At 65.5% G+C, this 16,036-nt stretch carries 15 protein-coding genes and 1 pseudogene; 12 read left to right on the top strand and 4 right to left on the bottom strand.

Features of this window, described 5'->3' with window-relative positions:
* Window positions 1-50 precede the first annotated feature (50 nt).
* From cyoA to AC5P7I_RS04715, 5 genes are read left to right on the top strand one after another with little or no spacing between them, the layout of a single operon-like run.
* Complete coding sequence (gene cyoA / locus AC5P7I_RS04735) at window positions 51-956, top strand: ubiquinol oxidase subunit II (protein ID WP_014648731.1); 906 nt, start codon at window positions 51-53, stop codon at window positions 954-956.
* Window positions 957-961: 5 nt separating this feature from the next.
* Window positions 962-2,938, top strand: a complete 1,977-nt coding sequence (cyoB, locus tag AC5P7I_RS04730; RefSeq protein ID WP_032958781.1) for a cytochrome o ubiquinol oxidase subunit I — start codon at window positions 962-964, stop codon at window positions 2,936-2,938.
* Window positions 2,935-3,570 (top strand): cytochrome o ubiquinol oxidase subunit III, encoded by a 636-nt coding sequence (gene cyoC / locus AC5P7I_RS04725; protein WP_014648729.1) that lies wholly within the window; start codon window positions 2,935-2,937, stop codon window positions 3,568-3,570. Before cyoB ends, cyoC begins: the two co-directional genes overlap by 4 nt.
* A 1-nt stretch (window position 3,571) precedes the next feature.
* Window positions 3,572-3,904, top strand: coding sequence for a cytochrome o ubiquinol oxidase subunit IV (cyoD, locus tag AC5P7I_RS04720; protein WP_006399830.1), 333 nt, complete (start codon window positions 3,572-3,574; stop codon window positions 3,902-3,904).
* Window positions 3,905-3,915: 11 nt separating this feature from the next.
* Window positions 3,916-4,596, top strand: a complete 681-nt coding sequence (locus AC5P7I_RS04715) for an SCO family protein (protein ID WP_046432977.1) — start codon at window positions 3,916-3,918, stop codon at window positions 4,594-4,596.
* Between the two features lie 259 nt (window positions 4,597-4,855).
* Here AC5P7I_RS04715 and AC5P7I_RS04710 read toward each other — a convergent pair whose 3' ends face one another.
* Both AC5P7I_RS04710 and AC5P7I_RS04705 read right to left on the bottom strand, forming a co-directional pair.
* Window positions 4,856-5,434 (bottom strand): DNA breaking-rejoining protein, encoded by a 579-nt coding sequence (locus tag AC5P7I_RS04710; protein ID WP_321212200.1) that lies wholly within the window; start codon window positions 5,432-5,434, stop codon window positions 4,856-4,858.
* A complete protein-coding gene (locus tag AC5P7I_RS04705) occupies window positions 5,434-7,200 on the bottom strand; it encodes a S8 family serine peptidase (protein ID WP_014648725.1) in 1,767 nt (588 codons plus the stop codon). Before AC5P7I_RS04705 ends, AC5P7I_RS04710 begins: the two co-directional genes overlap by 1 nt.
* A 248-nt stretch (window positions 7,201-7,448) precedes the next feature.
* On the opposite strand from AC5P7I_RS04705, the gene AC5P7I_RS04700 reads away from it, so the two are divergent.
* The 3 genes from AC5P7I_RS04700 to AC5P7I_RS04690 all read left to right on the top strand — a co-directional run bounded on the left by AC5P7I_RS04700 (window position 7,449) and on the right by AC5P7I_RS04690 (window position 9,711).
* Window positions 7,449-7,859, top strand: coding sequence for a hypothetical protein (locus AC5P7I_RS04700; protein WP_075076244.1), 411 nt, complete (start codon window positions 7,449-7,451; stop codon window positions 7,857-7,859).
* Between the two features lie 108 nt (window positions 7,860-7,967).
* Window positions 7,968-8,408 carry a DUF2231 domain-containing protein gene (locus tag AC5P7I_RS04695; protein ID WP_041863928.1) on the top strand — a complete coding sequence of 147 codons (441 nt, stop codon included), beginning with the start codon at window positions 7,968-7,970 and terminating at the stop codon, window positions 8,406-8,408.
* The gene (locus tag AC5P7I_RS04690; protein WP_262087796.1) at window positions 8,401-9,711 is read left to right on the top strand and encodes a PQQ-dependent sugar dehydrogenase; all 1,311 of its coding nucleotides are present in this window, start codon (window positions 8,401-8,403) and stop codon (window positions 9,709-9,711) included. The genes AC5P7I_RS04695 and AC5P7I_RS04690 overlap by 8 nt, the downstream gene beginning before the upstream one ends.
* Before the next feature lie 131 nt (window positions 9,712-9,842).
* Here the strand turns inward: AC5P7I_RS04690 and AC5P7I_RS04685 are convergent, their stop codons facing one another.
* Window positions 9,843-10,505, bottom strand: a complete 663-nt coding sequence (locus tag AC5P7I_RS04685) for an exopolysaccharide biosynthesis protein (RefSeq protein WP_262087797.1) — start codon at window positions 10,503-10,505, stop codon at window positions 9,843-9,845.
* A gap of 149 nt (window positions 10,506-10,654) precedes the next feature.
* Between AC5P7I_RS04685 and yidA the strand changes: the two genes are divergently transcribed.
* The 4 genes from yidA (at window position 10,655) to AC5P7I_RS04665 (ending at window position 15,492) form a co-directional block, all read left to right on the top strand.
* Window positions 10,655-11,488: a sugar-phosphatase gene (gene yidA, locus AC5P7I_RS04680; protein WP_014648720.1), complete on the top strand. Its 834-nt coding sequence runs from the start codon at window positions 10,655-10,657 to the stop codon at window positions 11,486-11,488.
* Window positions 11,489-12,078: 590 nt separating this feature from the next.
* The gene (locus AC5P7I_RS04675; protein ID WP_262087798.1) at window positions 12,079-14,397 is read left to right on the top strand and encodes a TonB-dependent receptor; all 2,319 of its coding nucleotides are present in this window, start codon (window positions 12,079-12,081) and stop codon (window positions 14,395-14,397) included.
* Window positions 14,398-14,574: 177 nt separating this feature from the next.
* Window positions 14,575-14,964: a hypothetical protein gene (locus AC5P7I_RS04670; RefSeq protein ID WP_049408008.1), complete on the top strand. Its 390-nt coding sequence runs from the start codon at window positions 14,575-14,577 to the stop codon at window positions 14,962-14,964.
* Window positions 14,965-15,057: 93 nt separating this feature from the next.
* On the top strand, window positions 15,058-15,492 hold the full coding sequence (locus AC5P7I_RS04665; protein ID WP_049408006.1) for an NUDIX hydrolase: 435 nt from the start codon (window positions 15,058-15,060) through the stop codon (window positions 15,490-15,492).
* Between the two features lie 25 nt (window positions 15,493-15,517).
* Here AC5P7I_RS04665 and AC5P7I_RS04660 read toward each other — a convergent pair.
* Window positions 15,518-15,997: pseudogene (locus AC5P7I_RS04660) on the bottom strand (magnesium chelatase subunit ChlI family protein); the annotation flags it as partial.
* Window positions 15,998-16,036: the final 39 nt, after the last annotated feature.

Raw genomic sequence — 16,036 nt, 5'->3', positions numbered from 1 at the left:
GCGCGCAGGCGAGCCGGTCAAGCGCGCTTCTTCAACAGGGTTGACCTCCAATGAATATCTGCTGGAACCGCATCCGCCTGGCGCTGGTCGCCCTGGCCTGCGTCGGCCTGTCGGGCTGTGACTGGGTGCTGCTGGATTCGAAGGGCATGGTCGGGCTCGCCCAGCGCGACCTGATCCTGATCTGCATCGGCCTGATGCTGATCGTGGTGATACCGGCCATCGTGCTGACCTTCGTATTCGCCTGGCGCTTCCGCGCCGGCAACACCAAGGCGAAATACACGCCGGACTGGTCGCATTCCACCAAGGTGGAGATCGTGGTCTGGGGCGTGCCGCTGCTGATCATTGCCGGCCTGGCCGTGATCGTGTGGAAGTCGACCCACGAACTGGACCCGTACAAGCCGCTGGACGTGGCCGGTGAGCCGCTGCACGTGGACGTGATCGCCACCGACTGGAAATGGGTGTTCGTCTATCCGGACCTGGGCATCGCCACGGTCAACCAGCTCAACTTCCCGGCCAACCGCCCGCTGGCGTTCAACATCACCTCCAACTCGACGATGAATACCTTCTTCATCCCGCAGCTGGGTGGGCAGATCTACGCGATGGCCGGCATGCGCACGCAGCTGCACCTGATCGCCAACGAGCCCGGCCAGTTCCGTGGCATGTCCGGCAACTACAGCGGGCATGGCTTCTCGAACATGAAGTTCATTGCCACCGCCAGCAGCAACGAGGAGTTCGAGCGCTGGGTGGCCGAGGTACGCAGCGCACCACAGGCGCTGGACTTCAACCAGTTCAAGGCGCTGGCCGCACCGTCGAAGAACGCGCCGGTGCAGCACTTCTCCAGCGTCGAACCGCTGCTGTTCAAGAAGGTCATCGACCAGTTCATCGGCGTCGGTGAGAACACCGCTGCTGCGTCCCCGGCGGGTGCTGCCGGTGGTGCCCAGGTTTCCCAGGAGTAACGAACATGTTGGGTAAATTGACGTGGGAGGCCGTGCCGCTGCACGAGCCGATCGTCGTGGTCACGCTGGCGGCCATGGTGCTGGGTGGCCTCGCGCTGCTTGGCGCGGTGACGTACTTCAAGCTATGGGGCGTGCTCTGGCGCGACTGGTTCACCACCGTGGACCACAAGAAGATCGGCATCATGTACGTGGTAGTGGCGCTGGTCATGCTGGTGCGTGGCTTCGCCGACGCGCTGATGATGCGCGCGCAGTTGGCCGCGGCCGGGCCAGGCAGTGATGGCTTCCTGCCACCGGAGCACTACGACCAGATCTTCACCGCGCATGGCGTGATCATGATCTTCTTCGTGGCCACCCCGTTCGTGGTCGGCCTGATGAACATCATCGTGCCGCTGCAGATCGGCGCACGCGACATGGCGTTCCCGTTCCTCAACGCCTTCAGCTTCTGGATCTTCGTGGTTGGCGCTGCGCTGATGATGATCTCGCTGGGCGTTGGCGAGTTCGCCATGACCGGCTGGGTGGCCTATCCGCCGCTGTCGGGCATCGAGTTCAGTCCGGGCGTAGGCGTGGACTACTACATCTGGGCGTTGCAGGCCTCGGGCATCGGCACATTGCTGACCGGCGTCAACCTGTTCATCACCATCCTGCGCATGCGTGCGCCGGGCATGACCCTGATGAAGATGCCGGTGTTCACCTGGACGGTGCTGGTCACCAGCGTGATCATCATCGCCGCCTTCCCGATCCTGACCGTGGCGCTGGGTGCGCTCACCCTGGACCGCTACCTGGACTTCAACTTCTACACCAACACGTTGGGTGGCAACCCGATGATGTACGTGAACCTGGTGTGGGCCTGGGGCCACCCGGAGGTGTACATCCTGGTGCTGCCGGCGTTCGGCATCTTCTCTGAAGTCACCGCCACGTTCGCGCGCAAGAAGCTGTTCGGCTACAAGTCGATGGTGGGCGCCACGCTGGCGATCGGCATCCTGTCGTTCATCGTCTGGCTGCACCACTTCTTCACCATGGGCTCGGGTGCCAGCGTCAATGCCTTCTTCGGCATCATGACGATGATCATCGCCATCCCCACCGGGGTGAAGATCTTTACCTGGCTGTTCACCATGTACGGCGGCCGCGTCGAGTTCAGCGTACCGATGCTGTGGACCATCGCCTTCCTGGTCACCTTCACCATCGGTGGCATGACCGGCGTGCTGCTGGCCATCCCGGGCGCGGACTTCCTGCTGCACAACAGCCTGTTCCTGGTCGCCCACTTCCATAACACCATCATCGGCGGCGCGCTGTTCGGCTACCTGGCCGGCTTCGCCTACTGGTTCCCGAAGGTGTTCGGCTTCACCCTCAACGAGCGCCTGGGCAAGTGGTCGTTCGCCTGCTGGGTGATCGGCTTCTACCTGGCCTTCATGCCGCTGTACATGCTGGGCTTCATGGGCATGACCCGCCGCATGAACCAGTACGACAACCCGGCGTGGACGCCGTACCTGATCGCCGCCTTCATCGGTGCACTGTTCGTGTTCGCGGGCATCATCCTGATGCTGGTGCAGATCTACGTGAGCGTGCGCGACCGCAAGCGCAACCTGGACCTGACCGGCGACCCGTGGAACGCACGCACGCTGGAATGGGCCACGCCGTCGCCGCCGCCGTTCTACAACTTCGCCGTGGTGCCCAAGGCCGATGAGCTGGATGCCTTCCACGAAGCGAAGAAGCGCGGCCTGCCGCCGCCGCCGAAGACGTACGCCCCGATCCACATGCCGAAGAACACCGGCGTGCCGCTGATCCTCAACATCTGGATCCTGGTGCTGTGCTTCGCCCTGGTCTGGCACATCTGGTGGATGGCCGCAGCCAGCTTCATCGCGATGATCGTGACCCTGATCGTGCGGTCCTACGATGAGGACGTGGATTACTACGTCAGTTCCGAAGAGGTGGCGCGCACCGAAGCGGCCAACCTTGCCAAGCTGAAGGAGGTACGCGCATGAACCTGTTGACCCGCCCGGAGCTGGCCAGCGACACGCAGGCGCACGAGGACCACCACGAGCACGACCATGGCCACGAACAGGGCGGCATGAAGGTGTTCGGCATGTGGGTCTATCTCATGTCCGACCTGGTGCTGTTCGGTTCCCTGTTCGCCTCGTACGCGGTGCTCAGCACCGCCTACGCCGGCGGCCCCACCGGCAAGGACCTGTTCTCGTTGCCGTTCGTGATGGCCGAGACCTTCCTGCTGCTGGTCTCCAGCATCACCTACGGCCAGGCCGTTCTGGCCATGCATCGCCACGATGCCTCGGCGGTGCTGCGCTGGCTGGGCGTGACTTTCGTGCTCGGTGCCTCGTTCATCGGCATGGAGATCTACGAGTTCTCGCACCTGATCCACGAAGGCGCGGGCCCGAGCACCAGTGCCTACCTGTCGGCGTTCTTCGCGCTGGTCGCCACCCACGGCCTGCACGTGGCCAGCGGCCTGATCTGGATGGCGGTGGTCATGCACCAGGTCTACCGCCGTGGCCTGACCCCGACCAACATCACCCGCGTGTCGTGCCTGAGCCTGTTCTGGCACTTCCTGGACCTGGTGTGGATCTGCGTCTTCACCTTCGTCTACCTGATCGGAGCCTTCTGACATGGCCCACGTCGAAACCTCGCGCGCCGGCAATGCGCACGGCTCCACCAAGTCCTACCTGATCGGTTTCGTGCTGTGCGCGCTGCTGACCGTGGTGCCGTTCGCACTGGTGATGAATCCGGTGCTGTCGCGGCCGCTCACGCTGTTCCTGCTGGTCGGCTTCGCAGTGGCGCAGATCCTGGTGCAGCTGGTCTATTTCCTGCACATGGACCGCAAGTCCGAAGGTGGCTGGAACCTGGCCAGCTTCGTGTTCACCCTGGTGATCCTGTTCATCGTCGTCGCGTTGTCGGTCTGGATCATCTGGAGCATGCACTACCACATGATGATCAACTGAGCTGGCGAACCGTGAAAGGCATTGCGTTCCCCCATCGTGGCCTGCGCCTGGCCGCAGGCCTGCTGCTCGGCCTGCTGGCCGGCTGCAGCGCGCAGTCGCGCATGGACTTCTATGCGAAGGACATCGCCTGCGAAGAACTTGGCCAGCATTGGTCGATGCCCGACAGCCACGGCACCGTGCGCGGCCCGAAGGACCTGCAGGGGCAGGTGACCTACCTGTTCTTCGGCTTCACCAGCTGCCCGGACGTGTGCCCGACCACGATGGTCGAGCTGAGCCAGGTCAAGCACCTGATGGGCAAGGATGCCGATCAGCTGCAGGTGGTGTTCGTCAGCGTCGACCCGGCCCGCGACACGCCCGAGGTCGCGCGCACCTATGTGGAAGCGTTCGATCCTAAGGCAATCGCGCTGGTTGGCAACGATGCGCAGCTGGCCGCGATGGCCAGCGACTTCAAGGCGTTCTACGAAAAGGAACCCGGTCAGGTACCGGATACCTACACCATGAGCCACATTGCCGGCGGCTACGTGTTCGACCGCCAGGGCCGCCTGCGCCTGTTCGCGCCGTACGGCATGCCGGTGGAAAAGCTGTTCTCGGACGTGCAGCGCCTGCTGCTCGAGCCCGGCCACCCGGCCGCCGGCAACGACGCGCTGGCCAGCTGCCACCTCAAGCACAGCGGCACACTGGCCGCGCGGTAACGCCGGTGGGTGCCAACCTTGGTTGGCACGTCCGAATCTGCTCCTGGTAGATGCCAACCTTGGTTGGCACAGCTGTAGAGCCGAGCCCATGCTCGGCGCCGCGCGCACCGCGCCTGCGGCACCCCGTAGACAGCAGCCGAGCATCGGCTCGGCTCTACACGCGCGCGGCCCCGGCAGGTGCCGACCGTTGGTCGGCACACCCCCACACCAATCCCCGGCCGGCCAGGAGAGCCAGCCGGCCGGGGTACCGCTCAACGCCTTACTTGGTCTCTTCCCACTGCACCACGTCCGGCTCTGTGGCGCGGATACCGGCGGTGGACAGCAACCTGGTGGTCGCATCCAGTGCCGCGTCCACCGACGGGTACTCCACGATGGCCTGGCCCGAAGCCTTCGACACCTTCACCACGGTGCCACCGGTGGCCGTAGCCGCGCGCTGGGCCGATGCTGCATCGGTGAAGAACACCTTGACCCGCGAGGTCGCCACCACCGGCGCTCCGTCACGGGAGACCGCCGCCGCGAACTTGCCGGCACCGGCATCAGCAGGCGCCGCCGCGGCGCCATCCAGCGAACGCTTGGTACGCGAGCTGGTGGTCGCCGCCGCCTGCGGGGTGATCGTGAACTGGCCGCCGCTGGCCTGCTTTACCGTTGCCGAGGGCGACAGCTGGAAACGCGTGCCGCCCACATCGAACGAGCGGCCGGTAGCGGACGCCTTCAGTTCCTGAGCATCCACGGTCGACAGGGTCTTGGCCGGAGGGGTCTGTCCCGAGCTCTGTGCCCAGGCAGGGGAGGTCATCGCCGCGAAGGCGAGCGTGCTCAACAGAATGGTGGTCTTCATCATCAGTGCCCCAGAACGCGGATCTTGAAGAATTCGAGGTTGCCACGCGATGCAGCGGTCGCGGCCTGCCCCATGTCGGTCACTTCCAGCGTCCAGGTGCCCGTGGCGTTCTCATCCAGGAAGGCATTGCTGGACAGCAGGTCCCAGCTGGTGAAGTTGCTCTGCGCGCCACCCGTGCCCGAACCGATCGCGGTGAACGCCGGTTGCACCACGCTGCGGGTACCGCTGGGTGACACCAGCACGAACTGCAGCTGGCGCGTATTGCGGTGGTTGACCCGGAAGCCCAGCTGCACGCTTTCGATGTTGCGCGCGCCGTTGGCCAACTGGAAGGTCAGGCGTGCGGCGGCGGCCGAGGTGTTGCCGATGGCCACGGTACGCGTGGTGTTGCGCCAGCCGCTGTCGACCAGCGCACCGAGCGACTGGAAGTTCTCGGCCACCTGCACCGCGCGTGCAGCGTTGACCACGCCGAAGCCATACCAGTTGCTGTAGGCACGGCCGGCAGCATTCACCGTCCAGCCTGGCACCAGCGTGCGCCCGTCGGCCAGCGTCACCGCCGGCTGGTTCGGGTGGTTGCGGGTGGCGGTGGTGGCCAGGATGTACTTCACATCGCGATAGGACAGGTTCGGATTGGCTTCCAGCACCAGTGCCGCCACGCCCGAGACCATCGGCGCTGACGCCGAGGTGCCGTTCATCTTGGCGGTGTAGTTGCAGGTGCTGTCGATGGCCGACAGGTTGCTGTCCAGCGTGTTCTGGCGGTTGGTGTTCTTGTTGCTGCCCTGCGCGCACCCGGTCACGTCGGTGGTGACGATGGCCGGGTCGTAGGCGCGTGCCACCAGGCCGGGGGCGTACTGGGCCTGCAGGCCGTATTCGCCGCCGAAGGCCGACACCCACAGCGCCGAGCCGGTGGAGGAATACGACGAGCGCACGCCATCGGCACGCACCGCGCCTACCGTGATCACGTTGAACAGGTTGTTGCGCGGATCGCGTCCGGCCGGCACGCAGCCGGTGTTGCGGTTCTTGGTGTCGGTGGTGCAGACATCCTGGGTCTGGCTGATCGAGGCATTGTTGAAGTTGTTGCCCGCCGACTTCACGTAGATGCCGCCGCGGCCACCGCGCGTACCCGACAGTGCCTGCTCGTACGAACGAATCGTGTTTTCGCTGTACGCCAGCGGCAGGTTCGGATTGCCCGGGCCGGCGCCCCAGCTGTTGTTGAACACCTGCACGTCGGCCGACTCCGCGCCGTCCCACCAGGCGTACTCGATGTTGCTCTGCTGGTTGCCCAGGGCTGAGCGCGAAATCGGGTTGAAGCCCTTCAGCGTCGCCGCCGGCGCCACACCACGTACGCCCAGGTTGTTGGCGCCCACCGCGCCAGCAATGCCGCCGACCATGGTGCCGTGGTTGTCGACATCCGGGTTGGTCGGGGTGGGGTTGTTCGAGCCGTTGATGAAGTTCTTGCCGGCCACCGCGGCCACGTTGGCGGCCAGGTCCGGGTGCGCGATCTGCAGGCCATCGTCGACGATGGCGATGGTGACGCCCTGGCCGCGGATGCCGTTGCGGAACAGGCCATCCACGTTCAGGTCGTTGCCGGCCACCGGCAGGGTGTCAGCCGGGACGGTCTGCCCGGTGTTGAGCAGGTGCCACTGGATACCCGCCAGCGGATCGGCCTGTTGGGCCTGCGCGGTGACGGCCAGGCTGCCCAGTACCAGCGCAGTGGCGAGGGCCAGGCGCGCGGAGCGCGGTGGCGCGGAGCGTTGCGTGTGTCGCTTCATACACGAATCCTTCTGTTGTGAATCGGCATGGCAGGACGGCGGGGCGGAACTGCCCCATCGCAACGAGCCAAACGCGACACAACGGAGAACCCCCTACCTCTTCACATCCGCAATGTACGAATATGCAAATTGCGTCACAAACACTTAGTACGTCAGGTTATGACAGGGCGCGCGAATGCCTTCACGCCATCTTCGCGCGCTTGCTTCGGGTGCGGGAAACTCGGGTAACCACATGCAGGTGAAGACACATGAAGAAGGAACGCCAGCGTGCACGTGCGCGCGCAGACCAGACCCCGCTCTCGGTTGCCGCCATCCGCAAGGTGGTGCTGTCGATGTACCACCGTCGCCATGATTACTGGACCGATGCGGATATCGCCGAGCTGCTGCCGGCGCTCGCCACATTCAATATCACGACGATCAAACAGTTGCGCTTGCTGATGAAGCGGCACCGACGCGCGCTGCTGCAGGAGGAAAGAGTGAAGATGCGTAGGGCGCAGACACTGCACCTGCTGGCTGAGGATGGTCCCTGTGGCATCGATGTACACGCCAATACCAGCTACTACGCCATCGGCGGCCTGGTCCGCACCAGCATGGAACACGAATTCGGCTTCGAGACGATGCTGCCCTTCCACGAGGTGCGCGAGGACGAACCCACGTAGTGCGGTGCCTGCCCGGTGGGTGTGGCAGCGCCGCCGGGGCATCATCGCGCGCCCTCACATCGCGCTGTGCTACTACAGTCCGTGCACCCTTCCGCACGGAGCACGATGATGGTCAATCCGCTCGCCCAGGCCCATCGCGGCCTCGGCACCACGCTGTTCAGCCTGTTGAACCCGATACCCTTCGGCTTCTTCGTCGGTGCACTGATCTTCGACGCGATCTATCTCAACAGCGCCGAGGTGATGTGGGGCAAGGCCGCCGCTTGGCTGATCACGTTCGGCCTGCTGATCGCCATCGTGCCGCGCCTGATCAACCTGTTCGCGGTCTGGCGCCGCAACGGCACGGCCACCCGCATCGACCGCATCGACTTCTTCCTCAACCTGGTCGCGGTGGTGCTGGCCATCTGGAACGCCTTCGTGCACAGCCGCGATGCGTATGCCGTTGCTGTGCCGGGCACGATCCTGTCGGCGCTGACCGTGGCCCTGATCGCCCTGGGCCTGATCCTGTTGTCATTGCAGCCGCCGGTGCTGCAGGGAGGTCGTCATGGCTAAGCACATCCTGCCCACCGTGGCCGCGCTGGCACTGGCCGTCACCCTGTCGGCCTGCGCCGGCAAGGCCGAATACCATCCGGCCGACCAGTCGGGACCGCAGCCGCCACTGCCCAAGCCGGCCAACTTCCTGATGCCGCCGATGCAGGTGCCCAAGGGCGTGGGCTGGGCCGACGGCCAGGCCCCCACGGTGGCCGAAGGCCTGAAGATCGAGCGCATCGCCGCCAACCTGCAGCACCCGCGCCGGCTGCTGACCCTGCCCAACGGCGATGTACTGGTGGTGGAAGGCAATGGCCCCGGCGAAGAGCCGGTCACCACACCCAAGCAGTGGATCGCCGGCAAGGTGAAGGCGCGCTCGGGCAAGGCCGGCAAGGGCGGCAACCGCGTCACCCTGCTGCGCCGCTCGCCGGGCACCAACACCTGGACCCAGCACGTCTACATCGAGGGCCTGCATTCGCCGTTCGGCATCCAGCTGATCGGTGAGACGCTGTATGTGGCCAACACCGGCAACATCATGCAGTACCACTACGTGCCCGGCGAAACCCGCATGTCCGACAAGGGCCGCGAGTTCACCGACCTGCCCAGCACCATCAACCACCACTGGACCAAGGAACTGCTGGCCAGCCGCGATGGCAGCAAGCTGTACGTGGGCGTCGGCTCCAACAGCAACATTACTGAAAATGGCCTGGCCGTCGAATACCGCCGCGCGGTCGTGCTGGAGGTGGACGTAGCCACCCGTGGCAGCCGCATCTTTGCGTCGGGCATCCGCAACCCGACCGGGCTGGACTGGGAGCCGAGCACTGGCCAGCTGTGGGCCGTGGCCAACGAGCGTGATGAGATCGGTGCCGACCTGGTGCCGGATTACCTCACCTCGGTGAAGGAAGATGGCTTCTACGGCTGGCCCTACAGCTACTACGGCCAGCACGTGGACGAGCGCGTGCAGCCGCAGCGGCCGGACCTGGTGGCCAAGGCGATCGTGCCGGACTATGCCATCGGCTCGCACGTGGCACCGCTGGGCCTGCTGTTCTACACCGGCCAGGCACTGCCGGCGCAGTACCACGGCGGCGCCTTCATCGGCGAGCACGGCAGCTGGGACCGCTCGCCACTGAGTGGCTACGAAGTGGTCTACGTACCGTTCAAGGACGGCAAGCCGACCGGGCGGCCGCAGACCGTGGTCAGTGGCTTCACCTCGAAGGACGAGAAGACCCTGATGGGTGCGCCGGTGGGCATGGCGATGGATGCCGAGGGCGCACTGCTGGTGGCCGACGACGTGGGCGACGTAGTGTGGCGGGTGTCGGCGAAATAGCTGTGTAGCGTCGAGCCACGCTCGACTGCTGTGGATCCGGCCTTTGTAGAGCCGAGCCCATGCTCGGCTTACGCGCGCAGCGCGCGGGTTTCCGTGCACGGAGCGAACAGCAGCCGAGCATGGGCTCGGCTCTACAGTTCGGCGGTACTGCTGCGGAACCCGCTGAACACCGATTCCGCAGCAAACCCCACGCCACCCAGCAGCACGCCGAAGTACACCACCGTGGCCACCACGAAGCCGTAGCCGGCTGCCACCGCCGCACCATCGCGCTGGATGAAGCCAATCGCAAACGACATCAGCGCCAGCGCCGGCAGCGTGTTGCTGAAGGGAATCGGCCCGGCCGGCGCCATCAGCAGCAGGGTCGCAAACACCAGCATCAGGTTGTTCAGGCGCATCATCTTCTTTGAGCGCACCATCACCGCCAGCCGCATCGGCCGCGACAGCCGCTCCATGCGGTGCACCCATTTCAGCGCACGGCCCAGGTTGGCCTTCAGCCTTTCGGTGGCGATCCCGCGGCGCGCCAGCTTCTGCGGCACCCACAGCGGGCGGTTGCGCACCCGGCTCAGGCCGATCAGCAGGATCGAGGCGCCAAACACCGTGCTCAGCCCGGGAATCGACACCGGAATGATGAAGATGGCCGAGAGCAGGATCACGATCAGCAGCAGGCCCTCATCGCCCAGCGCGCTGAGCAGGGTGCCGACGCTCACCTGGTCGCCGGGCAGCTCGTCGATCATCTGCTCGATCTGCTGGGCCAGGGGCGCACTGTCGTTGGTTTCGGGGGCACGGTAGGTCATGCGTCGCAAGGTTCTCCAGGGAAGGGCGGTCAGCGGGCCGTCCTGCGGTGGGGGACGCACAGGCTCCTGCAGTATCCCGGCCAACGTGGGCAAAGAGGTGAACCGGGCATGAGGGGGTAAACTGGCGTGCCCCGCACGAGTTGAACGCAATGGACATGGGCCGCAGGCAATCGACCATCGAACTGGTCGCCATCGACATGGATGGCACGCTGCTGGACCCGTCGCACCAGCTCACCCCCCGCGCCAGGAAGGCCATCGCGCAGGCGCGCGCACTGGGCGTGCACATCGTGCTGACCAGTGGCCGCCCGGTTCCCGGCCTGGCGCCGTACCTGCACGAGCTCGGCATCACCGGCAACGACGACTACTGCATCGCCTGCAATGGCGGCCTGGTGCAGCGCATCGGCACGCGCGAAACCGTGGTCGAGTATCCGCTCAGCTTCGACGACTTCCTGTTCTGCGAGCAGGTCGCCCGCGACCTGGGCGTGCACTTCCAGGCGCTGGACAGCCAGCGCATGTACACGCCCAACCAGGACATCAGCTACTACACCGTGGCCGACTCGCATCTTTCGCGGATGCCGCTGTCGTATCGCCGCGTGGAAGACATGGACCCATCGATGTCCTTCATCAAGCTGATGATGATCGACGAACCCGAGGTGCTGGACGCTGCCATCGCGCGCCTGCCCGGCGCGCTGACCGAGCGCTTCGCGGTATTGAAAAGCGCACCGTTCTTCCTGGAAGTGTTCGACCACCGCGCGGGCAAGGGGCCGAGCCTGCAAAGACTGGCCGAGCACCTGGGCATCGACCGCGCCAACGTGATGGCCATCGGCGACCAGGAGAACGACCTGACCATGCTGCAGTATGCCGGCACCAGCGTGGCGATGGGCAATGCCATCGACGCGGTGAAGGCGGTGGCGCGGTTTGAGACCAGCAGCAATGCCGACGAAGGCGTGGCGCGCGCGATCGAGCGTTTCGTCCTGCAGTAACCGCGCGTCCCTACGCTCTGGTAGCTGCCAACCTTGGTTGGCACACACAATCGGCAAGCGCCGACCAAGGTCGGCCTCTACCAGGCCCCATTCGCCCCGGCAGGTGCCAACCTTGGTTGGCACACGCAGGCGGCCAGCGCCGACCAAGGTCGGCCTCTACCAGGCCCCATTCGCCCCGGCAGGTGCCAACCTTGGTTGGCACACGCAGGCGGCCAGCGCCGACCAGGGTTGGCCTCTACCAAGCCCCATTCGCCCCGGTAGGTGCCAACCTTGGTTGGCACACGAGCACCGACCAAGGTCGGCCCCCACCACGCCGGGGCTATACCCACGTATAGCCCACCCATCCCCACCGCCATCGGCGCTGTACCACCGCGCAATGGCGGATGCGGCAGCGCGATGCAAGAATTCCGCACGTCGAAATCACGCCATCGAATCCTGCGGCAGATGATCGTCTGCCTCTGCTGACCGGCGCGCACCCCGCCGTCACCCCTCAACGCAATCGCACCGCCAGCCAGGGCGCCGACACCGGCGCTGCAACGCGCTGGGCGTGCGCCTGCGCGGCTCTCTCCCTGCACCCTGGATCTACTGCCATGAACACCCCACCCACGACGCGCCTCGCCCTGGCCATCATCGCGGCCATCACCGCACCTGCGTACGCTGCAGAAACGCAGGACGCCGCGCTCGACACGCCCACCACGCTCAACGCCCTGCAGGTCATCGCCACGCCGCGCGGTGCGGCCGTGGCACCGACCCAGGTGGTCGGTCCCAACCGCTACATCATCAAGGCCGAAGACCTCGACGCGATGGTCACCGGCAACAATGGCCTGGCCATGCTGAAGCAGGTGCCGGGCGCGAGCTATACCGCCACCGATGGGCTGGGCCTGGATATCTCCGCCACCAGCCTGTTCGTGCGCGGCTTCCGCATGAACGAAATGGGCATCACCTTCGAAGGCGTGCCGCTGAACGACAACGGCTTCCTCTCGCTCACCGGCACCAGCGTGGTGAACGTGGGCGTGCCCGATGGCATCGGCGCGATCACGGTCAGCCCCGGTGGCGCACCGGTCAGCGTGTTCTCCAGCAGCGTCAACGGCGGCAGCCTGGAATACCGCCTGCGCGACCTGCACGACACGCCCAGCCTGCGCGTGAAGCAGGGCGTGGGCAGCAACAGCACGCTGGTCACCACCGTATCCGGGCAGACCGGCCAGCTCGGTGAGCATGGCCCGAAAGTGCTGGTCGACCTGCAGCGCGTGTCCGCCGACAAGTACCAGGGCGAGGGCACGCAGAACTTCCTGCGCGGCGACCTGAAGCTGCAGCAGGACGTCGCCTGGGGCGATGTCACCGTGTTCCTGTCCGACAGCAAGGCCAAGGTCTGGGGTTACAACAACATTTCCTTCGACATGATCAGCAAGCTGGGCTGGAAGGCCGACATCTTCTACCCGGACTACGCCTGGGCGTACTACGTGGCCTCGCCGGAGAACGCAGACAAATCCTGCGGCGCCTATACCTGTGGTGAACTGTCCGGGCTGATTCCCTACGACACCGGCCAGAGCACGCGTGACCGCGTGTCCTCGATCAACCACCGCTTCCAGATCAGTCCGGCGCTGAGCGGCAACGTGCAGCTGTACAACGCCAACAGCCACACCCAGGCCACGCTGACCGACCCGAACGTGCCGTCGCCCAACGGCGCGCCGTTCTCCGAACAGGTGCAGACCCCGCGCCTCAACCGGCTGGGCGGCATGCTCAATCTGCAGTTCGAGACCGGCGCGCACACCGTCACCGCCGGTTTCTGGCAGGAGAAGAGCAAGGCCGCCGCCAAGACCGAGTGGTACCAGCAGCCGCTGCTGGGGGAGGGTCCGCCGCTGAAGGCCACCGGCCCGTTCGATGTGTACGGCCCCGCGTTCAAGACCGACAACGCATCGAGCTGGGTGACCCGCTCGCGTCAGTTCTACCTGCAGGACGACATCGTGCTGAACGACACACTGAAGCTGGGTGTCGGCTTCAAGGCCGTGGACTTCCGCACCAGCGGCGGCGGCCTCGGTGACGCCAAGGACCGGCCGGTGAACGGCACGCTGCGCGCGAAGAGCAACTTCCTGCCGCATGTCTCGCTGTTCTGGAGCCCGACCGAATCCACCGATGCCTTCATCGACCTGGCCAATACCATGAACGGCTACCGCGTGGCCCAGCGCGGCAACATCGGCTACACCGCCTCGGCGTGGACCATCACCGACCAGGAGGAGTTCGACCGCGTGGCGGGTACGCTGCGGCCGGAGAAGAACTGGAACCTCACCGTGGGCGCATCGCATCGTTTCGACCGGCTGACGATCACCGGCGACGTGTTCTACAACGACATCCGCAACCGCTTGCTGTCGGCCGCCATCGGTACCCAGTTCGCGCAGATCAACACCGTGCGGCTGATGCCGAAGATGCACGTGATCGGCGCCGACCTTGGCATCACCGCCGACCTGAGCGACCACCTGCAGTTCTACCAGGGCGTGGCCGTGGCCCGTTCGTACTACGACAGCGATTTCGTGGTGGGCGACACGGTGTACCCGATCAAGGGCAACGCGCAGCCGGGCTACCCGCAGATCTCGCTGGTCAGCGACCTGTCAGCGCATTTCGGTGACTGGCGTTTTGGCGCCACCAGCACCTCCTACCTGCGCCAGCCCTTCACCTACGAGAACGACATCCGCGTGCCGACGTTCTGGCAGTTCAACACCTATGCCGCCTACCGCTTCGGTGCCGACAGCGCGGTGCCCGGCCTGGAGCTGCGGCTGGACGTGAGCAACCTGTTCAACCGCCACAACATCGGCACCGCCACCATTGCCGGCTCGTCGTTCTCGGGGGATTACCAGACCCTGCAGCGCAGCGCGCCACGGCAGCTGATGTTCAGTACCTCGATGGCGTTCTGAGGCGATGAGGGTGGGGTCAGAGCCCTTTGCTGCGCAAAGGGATCCGACCCCGCAGCCACCCCGTGATCGGGGCCAGACCCCTTTGCGCAGCAAAGGGCTCTGACCCCCAAAACCCGCCTAGAAACCCGCCTTGCGCAAACAACAGGGGTTTTCTGGCGGCGACGCAAGGTTCCCACAATGTTGCTGGGTCATCCTGTTGGCATGGCACAGCACAACCCGCGAACCCCGTTGTTCGGCATCCGGGGCCCAGGACGGCCCCGGCAGGCGCTGTCCGTGGCGCCGGCGATCGATCTGCAGGGCGAGTACCAGTTCTGGCAGGTCTACGAACGCGTGGTCCGCCCGCTGCCCGGCGGTGGGCTGCGCCGGGCCTGGCTGGTGTGCCAGAAGGTGTACCGGGACCGCCTGCGGTTCCCGCATGACACCCGTGAAGCCGCGCTGGCGCGTGTGCTTTTCGGCAGCAACAGCACGCCCGAGCGCGCAGCCGAACTGCAGGACCTCTTCGGCCTTGTCAGCCGCCGCATGGCGTCCGTTGCCGTCCGGCGACAGGCGCCCATCCCGGGAAAGTGAATCACTGGCCAGGAATCGACACGCGTTGATGGCTTTCTCTTGGTCCGCCTGCTTTTGGCCTATTCTGGGGCGGGCTGGTAAGGACGGGAAACGATGGAAATCAGACGATCTGCACGCCTTGTGATCGTTGCTGAGGATGCGGTGTTGCTGTTCCGGTATCACGATGAACACCACGCTCCCTTCTGGGCTACACCGGGCGGGGAGCTTCTGCCCGGGGAGGGATATGCGGACGCCGCACGGCGTGAGCTCAGGGAGGAGACCGGATTGGATCTGCCGATAGGCGTGCGGCTGGAAAAGCGCGATGCCATCTACGCGGTCGCCCGATCAACGCCCGCGCGATGGCTGGAAGAATATTTTCTGGTCCGCAGCCCCAACCAGCCCGACATCCAGCGTGACGGGTGGACGGAGGAGGAAAATGCCACGATCAGGGCGTGGAAATGGTGGCGCGTAGAAGAGATGAGAGAACAGCCTGCTTCCCTGTTCAAGCCGGAATGGCTGCCGGATCTTTTTGAACGTGTGCCCGCATGACGCGGCCTGATTCTGCCCGCTGCGATTACGTGCTCGCCTTCCCCCGGTCCAGCTGCCGGTAGCCAATGGCCTCGGCCAGATGCGCCGTCTGGATCGTTTCGCAACCCGCCAGATCGGCAATCGTGCGCGCCACCCGCAGAATCCGGTGCATCGCCCGCGCCGACAGCTGCAGGCGCTCGATGGCCTGTTCCAGCATGTCCTGATCTGCCTCGCTCAGTCGGGTACAGGCCCGCAGTGCCGCCGGCGGCAGATGCGCGTTGAGCCCGCCACGCACCTGCTGCTTGGCATGGGCGGCTTCCACCCGTGCACGTACCGCCGCACTGGGCTCCCCCAGCGGCGTGCTCTCCCGCAACTCCACTGCGTCCATACGGGCCACACTGATATGCAGGTCGATACGGTCCAGCAACGGGCCGGACACGCGCGCACGGTAGCGGTTGATGCGCTCATCACTGCACAGGCAGCGGTTGCTGCGGTCGCCAGCCCAGCCGCAGGGGCAGGGATTCATGTGTTCCGGGTGGGTCCTAACAGTTATGAGTGATTTTAC

Source organism: Stenotrophomonas sp. YJH_SMC_138, assembly GCF_059369855.1.
This window is presented reverse-complemented; position numbering and strand designations above follow the sequence as displayed.